Annotated in this window: 6 protein-coding genes; 5 read left to right on the top strand and 1 reads right to left on the bottom strand. The window is 32.6% G+C overall.

Translation table 11 applies throughout. The features are described 5' to 3' along the window. Positions 1 to 89: 89 nt before the first annotated feature. From secA to OU788_RS10950, 3 genes are all read left to right on the top strand, one after another. Positions 90 to 3440, top strand: coding sequence for a preprotein translocase subunit SecA (gene secA / locus OU788_RS10960; protein WP_274635206.1), 3351 nt, complete (start codon positions 90 to 92; stop codon positions 3438 to 3440). A 306-nt stretch (positions 3441 to 3746) separates the two neighbouring features. After that, on the top strand, positions 3747 to 4619 hold the full coding sequence (locus OU788_RS10955) for a UDP-2,3-diacylglucosamine diphosphatase (RefSeq protein WP_274635205.1): 873 nt from the start codon (positions 3747 to 3749) through the stop codon (positions 4617 to 4619). 93 nt (positions 4620 to 4712) lie between these two features. Continuing rightward, positions 4713 to 5729 (top strand): glycosyltransferase family protein, encoded by a 1017-nt coding sequence (locus tag OU788_RS10950; protein WP_274635204.1) that lies wholly within the window; start codon positions 4713 to 4715, stop codon positions 5727 to 5729. Here OU788_RS10950 and OU788_RS10945 read toward each other — a convergent pair. Next, the gene (locus OU788_RS10945; RefSeq protein WP_274635203.1) at positions 5716 to 6381 is read right to left on the bottom strand and encodes a uracil-DNA glycosylase; all 666 of its coding nucleotides are present in this window, start codon (positions 6379 to 6381) and stop codon (positions 5716 to 5718) included. The two genes, OU788_RS10950 and OU788_RS10945, sit on opposite strands and share 14 nt — an antisense overlap. Positions 6382 to 6467: 86 nt before the next feature. Here OU788_RS10945 and OU788_RS10940 point away from each other — a divergent pair, with 86 nt between their 5' ends. Together OU788_RS10940 and OU788_RS10935 are read left to right on the top strand one after the other, a co-directional pair. Continuing rightward, complete coding sequence (locus tag OU788_RS10940; RefSeq protein ID WP_274635202.1) at positions 6468 to 8675, top strand: endonuclease MutS2; 2208 nt, start codon at positions 6468 to 6470, stop codon at positions 8673 to 8675. Positions 8676 to 8715: 40 nt separating this feature from the next. Further along, on the top strand, positions 8716 to 9285 hold the full coding sequence (locus OU788_RS10935; protein ID WP_274635201.1) for a GNAT family N-acetyltransferase: 570 nt from the start codon (positions 8716 to 8718) through the stop codon (positions 9283 to 9285). The last annotated feature ends 144 nt before the right edge of the window (positions 9286 to 9429 follow it).

Genomic DNA, 9429 nt, shown 5'->3' with positions numbered 1-9429 from the left:
TTTTTTTTGCTTACTTTTAAGCACTTAAAATAAAAACAAAAAAACGTTAGTTAAAACAATTTAACCAACTAAAAAACAATATTTTACAAATGAGCGTTTTAAATTCGATTATAAAACTATTTGTTGGAGACAAACAAGAAAAAGACCTAAAATCACTACAACCGATCGTTGAAAAAGTACGATCTTTTGAAAATTCATTAAGCAATTTATCTAATGATGAATTACGGGCTAAAACCATCGAATTTAAAGCTAAAATTAAAGAAGCTACGCAATCTTTTACCGATAGAATAACTGAGCTTGAAGAAGAAGCTAAAAGTGCAGATATCGATCGTCAAGAAGAAATTTATACTGAAATTGACAAATTAAAAGATGAAGCTTACGAAGCATCAGAAGCTGTTTTATTAGACATCATGCCTGAAGCTTTCGCTACTGTAAAAGAAACTGCTAAACGTTTTACTAACAATACCGAATTAGAAGTAACAGCCACTCCTTTCGATAGAGAATTATCAGCTACCAGAGAACATATTACTCTTGAAGATGACAAAGCTTTTTGGGCTAACTCATGGGATGCTGCTGGTAAAGATGTTACTTGGGATATGGTTCATTATGATGTGCAGTTAATTGGTGGATCTGTTTTACACCAAGGTAAAATTGCCGAAATGATGACTGGTGAAGGTAAAACTTTAGTTTCTACCCTACCAGTATACTTAAACGCATTAACAGGTAATGGAGTTCACGTTGTTACAGTAAACGACTACTTAGCAAAACGTGACCGTGCGTGGATGGCTCCTATTTTTGAATTTCACGGATTAAGTACTGACTGTATTGATTTCCATCAACCAAATTCAGAAGCACGTAGAGCAGCTTACAACGCTGACATTACTTACGGAACTAATAATGAGTTCGGGTTCGACTACTTACGTGATAACATGGCGAACTCTAAAAAAGATTTAGTACAACGTGCGCCTAACTACGCTATTATTGATGAGGTAGATTCTGTTTTAATTGATGATGCTCGTACGCCATTAATTATTTCTGGACCAGTACCACAAGGTGACCACCATGAGTTTAACGAATTAAAACCTTTAGTAGCCGATTTAGTTTCGCTTCAAAATAAATATTTAGTAGGTGTTTTAGCAGAAGCTAAACGTTTAATTAAAGAAGGAGACACAAAAGAAGGAGGATTCTTATTATTAAGAGTTTACAGAGGTCTTCCTAAAAACAAAGCCTTAATTAAGTTTTTATCTCAAGAAGGAGTTAAACAAATCCTTCAAAAGACAGAAAACTTCTACATGCAAGACAATAACAAGCTAATGCCTGAAGTTGATGCAGAATTATGGTTTACTATTGAAGAAAAAAACAACCAAATTGATTTAACTGATAAAGGTATCGCTCACCTTTCTGAAATTACGAAAAACGAAACGTTCTTCGTTTTACCAGACATCAGTGTAAAAGTTGGTCAAATAGATAAGAGTGAAGCCACTCCTGAAGAAAAAGCTAATCAAAAAGAAGAATTATATCGTGAGTTTAGCATAAAGAGTGAGCGTATCCATACTATGAATCAACTTTTAAAAGCCTACACGGTTTTTGAAAAAGATGTAGAATATGTGGTGATGGATAACAAAGTAATGATTGTAGATGAGCAAACAGGTCGTATTATGGACGGTCGTCGTTACTCTGACGGATTACACCAAGCTATCGAAGCTAAGGAAAATGTAAAAATTGAAGATGCTACCCAAACCTTTGCTACCGTTACGTTACAGAACTACTTTAGAATGTACCGTAAGTTATCTGGTATGACAGGTACTGCGATTACAGAAGCGGGTGAATTCTGGGAAATCTACAAATTAGATGTAGTTGAAATTCCGACGAACAGACCAATTCAAAGAGACGATAAGCAAGATTTAGTTTACAAAACTACACGTGAAAAATACAACGCGGTAATTGAAGATATCGTAAAATTAGTTGGAGAAGGAAGACCTGTATTAGTTGGTACTACTTCTGTTGAAATCTCTGAATTATTAGGAAGAATGTTACAAATTCGTAAGATTCCTCACAATATCTTAAATGCGAAATTACACAAGAAAGAAGCAGATGTAGTTGCTGAAGCTGGTAAACCAGGAGTGGTAACCATTGCTACCAACATGGCTGGTCGTGGTACCGATATTAAATTATCTGATGAAGTTAAAGCCGCAGGTGGTTTAGCTATTATTGGTACAGAGCGTCATGATTCTCGTCGTGTAGACCGTCAGTTACGTGGTCGTGCAGGACGTCAAGGAGATGTAGGTTCTTCTCAATTCTATGTAGCTTTAGACGATAACTTAATGCGTTTATTCGGTTCGGAAAGAATTGCGAAGATGATGGATAGAATGGGATTAAAAGAAGGTGAAGTAATTCAGCATTCTATGATTTCAAAATCTATTGAAAGAGCTCAGAAAAAAGTAGAAGAAAACAACTTCGGAATTCGTAAGCGTTTATTAGAGTATGATGATATTATGAACGCACAACGTGAGTTTGTATACAAACGTCGTCGTCATGCCTTAGATGGAAAACGTTTACAAATTGATATCGCAAACATGATCTATGATACTTGTGATTCTGTGGTAAGGCAAAACAAAGAAGCAAAAGATTTCCAAAACTTCGAATTTGAATTAATCCGTTTCTCAGCAATGACTTCTCCTTTCTCTGAAGAAGAATTCAACAAAACACCAGAACAAGAATTAATTGATAAGTTATATAAAATTGTAACTGAGCATTATAAAAATGATGCTGAAAGGAATGCCGCTAACGCATTCCCTGTTATCAAAAATGTTTTTGAAAACGAGGGTGATCGTTACGAGCGTATTGTAGTTCCTTTTACTGACGGAACTAAAACGTTACAAGTAGTTACTAACTTAAAAGAAGCTTACGAAACTGAAGGTAAATCATTAGTAAACGATTTTGAGAAAAACATCACTTTAGCAATTATTGATGAAAACTGGAAGGATCACTTACGTAAAATGGACGAGTTAAAACAAACCGTTCAAAACGCTACGTACGAACAAAAAGATCCGTTATTAGTTTATAAGTTTGAAGCTTTCGAGTTATTCCAAGAAACGATTGATAAGATTAACAAAGAGGTGTTATCATTCTTATTTAAAGGAAAATTACCTAGTCAAGAAGCTTCACAAGTATCTGAGGCTCGTGAACAACAACGTGAGCAATTAGATTTACGTAAAGACGAGGTTCAAAACTCTACTCAGCAAGCTATTAACAGTGCACGTAATCAACAAACACAAGAGCAACAAATAGTTGAAACAGTTGTACGTGAACAGCCTAAAATTGGTCGTAACGAAAAAGTGACTATTAAAAATGTGATGACTGGTGAAGAAAAAGATGTTAAGTTCAAGCAAGCCATTCCGTTATTAGAACAAGGAACTTGGGTATTACACAATAAATAATCTTTTTTAGAGTGTTGGATTGTTAGATCGTCGGATTATTAGATTAGTGAATTAAAATTTTTAACATCTTATACAGTAAACAACATATAACAATTAAAAACTCCAATTTGACTTTGTCAAATTGGAGTTTTTTTATAGTCTCTTCTCTCTTCTCTATTTTCTATTTTCTATTTTCTAAGTAACAAAACCTTTACATAACTTTTTCAATACTTTTTAATAAAGATTTTATTACCAAGAATTTATAATTACTTCATCTTTTAAAAACATTCGAGAGATAACTTTGAGAAACATCGAAGTATACTCAGAATGAAAAAACACAAAAAACGTAAATTAGATATTGCTGTAATATCAGATGTCCATTTAGGAACCTTTGGTTGTAGAGCTACAGAACTTCACAATTACCTAAAAACTATCAATCCGAAATTTCTAATTCTAAACGGAGATATTATTGATATTTGGCAGTTTAACAAGCGTTACTTTCCTAAACCACACATGAAAGTCATCAAACAATTGATGAATTTTATCACCTCTGGAACAAAGGTATACTACATTACTGGAAATCATGATGAAATGCTACGTAAATTTAGAGGATTCCGTTTAGGAAGCTTTGAAATTGTAAATAAAGTTGTGTTAGATATCGACGGTAAAAAAGGATGGTTTTTTCACGGAGATGTTTTTGATGTTACCATGCAACATTCGAAATGGCTTGCCAAACTAGGCGGAATGGGCTATGACTTTTTAATTCTTATCAACACCATTGTTAATTGGATTAGTCATAAAATAGGGTATGGAAGATTATCCTTCTCTAAAAAGATAAAAAACAGCGTAAAAAGCGCTATAAAATTCATTAATGATTTTGAAACTACTGCAGCAGATATCGCTATAGATGAAGGTTATGATTATGTAGTATGCGGTCATATTCATCAACCAGAAATAAGAATTATTGAAACAGATAAAGGAACTACCACTTACCTAAATTCTGGCGATTGGATAGAAAACTTAACTGCTTTAGAATACAAAAACAACAATTGGTCTTTGTACGAATACGAAAAAGACGAAATAGCTAAAAATATCCATTTGAATTATACTGTAAAAGACCTAGAATTGGTAAGTTTAGAACACAATAGCAGCGAACTTTTTACAGAGTTACTTAAAGAGTTTAATATTAAAACTCAATAATTATGAAGTCATAATGGGTATTTAATTAGGAAACGGTCAACACCATCTATTGACCTTGTTAAATTTCTAAAAAAACAATTAAAAAACAAGCAAATGAAAATACTATACGCTTTTCAAGGAACAGGAAACGGACATGCAAGTAGAGCTTTAGAAATTATTCCTCATTTACAAAGACGTGGTGAGGTAGATATACTTGTAAGCGGATCACAATACGAAATAGGACTTCCTTTTAATATAAAATATAAATTATATGGTTTAGGATTCGTTTTTGGTAAAAAGGGAGGAATTGACCTGATTAGCACTTTAAAAGACTTAAACCTTAAAAAAATACACCAAGAAATTAAAACACTTCCTGTAAGAGAATACGATTTAGTAATCAATGATTTTGAACCTATTTCAGCTTGGGCTTGCTTATTTAGAAATGTACCTATTATTTCTTTAAGCAATCAAAATGCATTGTTAAACGAAAAAAATTCAGCCTATCAAAAATTTAGGCTAGAACGATTAATAATCAAATATTACGCTCCAGCTAAAAATAAATTCGGATTTCACTTTAAAACACACTCGTCTTCTACTTTCTTACCTATCATTCGAAAAGAAATTCGCTACCGAAACATTACTAACAAAGGGCATTATACCGTGTACCTTCCTTCTTATAGTGATGAGAAAATAGTAAAAACACTTTCTAGCATAAAAGATATTAAATGGCAGGTATTTTCAAAGAAAAGTAAAGAACATCAGTTTTTTCACAACATTACAATACTTCCTATAAATGATGATGCTTTTATTCGAAGTATAGCTTCCTCTAAAGGAGTTATTTGCGGTGCAGGTTTTGCTACCCCCACCGAAGCTTTATACCTACGTAAAAAACTGTTAGTAATTCCTATGAAAAACCAATACGAACAGCAGTGTAACGCTATCACTTTAAAAGAAATGGGGGTTACGGTTGTAAAAAAATTAAGCAAAAAACAATTACCAAAAATTGAAAAGTGGATTAACTCAAACAAAATTGTTGAAGTTCACTATCCTGATGTTACTGAAGATATGTTAGATGCTATTATCTTACCCTATTACAACAAAACAATACTCCCTGAAATTACCATTGAATAGCAGCTAAACCAACATCTTTTAAAAAGTTGTTGGTTTTAGAAAAATGCTTGTTACCAAACCAGTAACCTCGATTGGCACTTAATGGTGAAGGGTGCCCAGAAGTTAAAATGTGATGTTTTTTATCGTCTATTAACTTTACTTTTTTCTTAGCAAAGCCACCCCATAACAAAAACACTACATCATTTTTTTCTTCGGAAATTTTCTGAATCACGGCATCAGTAAACTGTTCCCAACCTTGTTTTTGATGGCTCCCTGCCTCTCCTGCTCTAACCGTCAAAGTAGCATTTAACAAGAGTACTCCTTGTTTTGCCCAACGTGATAAATCACCACTTTTTGGATACGGAATATCTACATCTGTTTCAATTTCTTTAAAAATATTGATGAGTGATGGTGGATGTGTAATACCATCATGAACCGAAAAACACAATCCATTTGCTTGCCCCACTCCATGGTAAGGATCTTGACCTAGAATCACTACTTTTAAATTATTTAGGTCACAAAAATCAAACGCTGCAAAAACATCTGTCCCTTTTGGATAACAGGTGTGTTTTGAATATTCACTTTTAACAAAACTGGTAAGGTTTTCAAAATATGGTTTCTCAAATTCAGGTTGTAAAATATTTTTCCAGCTATCGTTAATTTTTACTTGCATTGTTTGTTATTTTTGTGATTCTCAAAAAATTTCTGTCAGTTCGAGTTATTTTCTCGATATGACATTAAAAAAACAAAAATAGAAATTTGAAAACGAGTATTTCAGAAAAAACACTTCAAGATTTAGAGTTTACAACGGTTTTAGAACAAGTTGCTACACACTGTATCTCCTCTTTAGGAAAAGACAAAACCATGCTAATTCAACCAATAGCTAATAAGAAAAAATTATTTTTCGAATTGAATATGGTTAATGAATACTTAGCTTCTTTTCAAAACGAAAACAGAATTCCTAATCATTATTTTGAAAATATTTCTGAAGAAATTAAGCGACTTGCTATTGAAAATAGTTTTTTAGAAACTGACGGATTTTTAAAAGTAGCTGCTGTTTCTGAAACAGTAAACGAGCTAAAAAAGTTTCTAAAAAAATTTGAAACCTACTACCCTTCTTTATTTATTTTAAGTGATGAAGTTGAGTTCACCACAGTTATTGTTGATAGTATCAAAAAAATTATCACCCCGTATGGTGAAGTTGCCGACAATGCTTCTGCTACTTTAAAACAAATACGTAAAGATATTGGTGCTGTTAGAGGTAAAATATCAGAGAGTTTTTCTCGCGCTCTAAGTAAAAATTTATCAAGCGGATATTTAGACGATATTAAAGAAACGGTTATCGACAACCAACGTGTGTTAGCTGTTTTGGCAATGCATAGACGTAAAGTTAAGGGAAGTTTATTAGGCTCATCTAAATCTGGTAATATCGTATACATTGCTCCGCAAGCTACACTTGCTTACAGTAGAGAATTACAAAACTTATTATACGAAGAAAAGCAAGAAGTAGTTCGTATTTTAAGAGCTTTAGCTACTGAAATACGTCCTTATACTCCACTTTTAACTGAATACCTCAAGTTTTTAACACATTTGGATGTTGTAGGTGCCAAAGCTAAATATGCTAAAAACATTAACGGTTTATTACCTAAAATAACTAAAGAAAAAAAGGTATTTTTAAAAGATGCCTTCCACCCTATTTTATGGCAAAAAAATAAGGCTAAAAATATTGAAACCATACCTCAAACCCTTGAACTAAACGAAAAACAACAAATTATTGTTATTTCAGGTCCAAACGCGGGAGGAAAAAGTATCACACTGAAAACAATTGGTTTACTACAGCTCATGTTGCAAAGCGGATTGTTAATTCCAGTTCATGAACGTAGTGAAACAACATTGTTCAACACGATTTTAACAGATATCGGAGATAATCAATCTATCGAAAATCAACTAAGTACATATAGTTATCGATTAAAAAACATGCGTTACTTTTTAAGAAAATGTAATGACAATACCTTATTTTTAATTGATGAATTCGGTACGGGATCTGACCCTGAATTAGGAGGTGCTTTAGCTGAAATTTTCTTAGAAGAGTTTTACGAAAATAAAGCCTTCGGAATCATTACTACACACTACGCTAACTTAAAAGTATTGGCAGATGAATTAGAAAACGTTACCAATGCCAATATGCAGTTTGATGAACGCACTTTAGAACCTTTATATCGATTATATATCGGGCAAGCTGGAAGTTCTTTTACGTTTGAAGTAGCACAGAAAAACGGAATTCCGTATAGCTTAATTAACAGAGCTAAAAAGCGTGTAGAAACTGAAAAAGTACGTTTAGACAAAACGATTTCTAAACTTCAAAAAGAGCGAAATCGTTTACAAAAAACTTCTGAAAGCTTAGACAAGCAAAAATCAAAAGGACAAGAGCACATTGAGAATCTTCAAGAAAAAGAATTAAGAATTCGCGAAAAACTAGAAGGTTTCCAAGAACTATACGACAATAACCAACGTATGCTTACCTTAGGTAGAAAGATTAACGAGTTATTGAATAAGTATTTTCAAACTAACAATAAAAAGGAATTATCTACTAACTTTTTTAAATGGGTTACTGCTGAAAAAACAAAACACTTAAAGAAGAATCCTCCTAAAAAGAAAACGAAAGTAGAAAAGCAGGAAGAAAAAGTAGCAGCACAAAAACAAAAAGAAGCTATTAAAAAAGTAGAGAAAGAAGTGCTTCAAAAAGTAGTAAAAGTTCGAGAAGAGAAGAAAAAAGAAGCTGAAAAAATCGCCCAAGAAAAAGCTGCTTATGTTTTTAAAGTTAATGACAGGGTTCGTTTAGTAGATGGAAATGCTGTAGGTACCATTGACAAAATAGAAAAGAAAAAAGCCTTTATCAATTACGGTTTATTCACAACCGAAGCCAAAATAGAACAATTAGAATTGGTAGAAAGAGCTAAAAAGTAGTTTTAATTTTATCTTTCTTATAACAACATGAAAAACTAACATGATTATTAGAAAAGCTACTCCACAAGACACCAAAGAAATTGCTACTTATATGATGTTAGCAATGGAGGATATCGTGTATGAATTCATAGGAGAAAACTCAAGAGAAAAAGCACTTTCTTTTTTAGAAACATTAATTCTTCAAAAGGAAAATCAATATTCTTACGAAAACTGTTGGGTGATTGACGATAATGGTAATACTACCGCTGTAGCAAACGTTTATAACGGAGCCGACTTAGAAAAACTAAGAACTCCTGTAGCTTATTTGGTAAAAACCATGTTCAATCGAGATTTTCAATGTGAAGACGAAACTCAAGAAGGTGAGTTTTACATTGACTGTATCGGCGTAAACCCTAACTATCAAGGTAAAGGTCTTGGGTCTAAAATGTTGCACTTTTTAATTGATGAATACGTTTCTAAAAGAAAAGAAACCTTAGGTTTATTAGTTGATAAAGATAACCCGAATGCAAAAAGATTGTATTTAAAACTAGGATTTGAATTTACTGGCAAAAAGACACTTACAGGAAAAGAAATGGAACACTTACAAATAAAACCGCCTCTTATTTCTTAAAATATTATTTTACACTACGTGTCACCCTCTTCTACGATTTTTTCGTCCTATATATGAATCCGAAACAACTATTCATTTATAAAGAAATCATCTTATGAAAAAAATCAATAGCTCTTGTACTTTTCTTGTTTACAGTAAACTTAT

This window comes from Tenacibaculum sp. L6 (genome assembly GCF_028823685.1).
Classification (GTDB): Bacteria; Bacteroidota; Bacteroidia; order Flavobacteriales; family Flavobacteriaceae; genus Polaribacter.
This window is presented reverse-complemented; position numbering and strand designations above follow the sequence as displayed.

What these genes read in the sequence shown, in the direction of transcription:
- OU788_RS10935 (WP_274635201.1), top strand. Translation starts at nt 8,716, where the DNA reads ATGATTATTAGAAAAGCTACTCCACAAGACACCAAAGAAATTGCTACT.
- OU788_RS10945 (WP_274635203.1), bottom strand. Translation starts at nt 6,381, where the DNA reads ATGCAAGTAAAAATTAACGATAGCTGGAAAAATATTTTACAACCTGAA.
- OU788_RS10955 (WP_274635205.1), top strand. Translation starts at nt 3,747, where the DNA reads ATGAAAAAACACAAAAAACGTAAATTAGATATTGCTGTAATATCAGAT.
- OU788_RS10950 (WP_274635204.1), top strand. Translation starts at nt 4,713, where the DNA reads ATGAAAATACTATACGCTTTTCAAGGAACAGGAAACGGACATGCAAGT.
- secA (WP_274635206.1), top strand. Translation starts at nt 90, where the DNA reads ATGAGCGTTTTAAATTCGATTATAAAACTATTTGTTGGAGACAAACAA.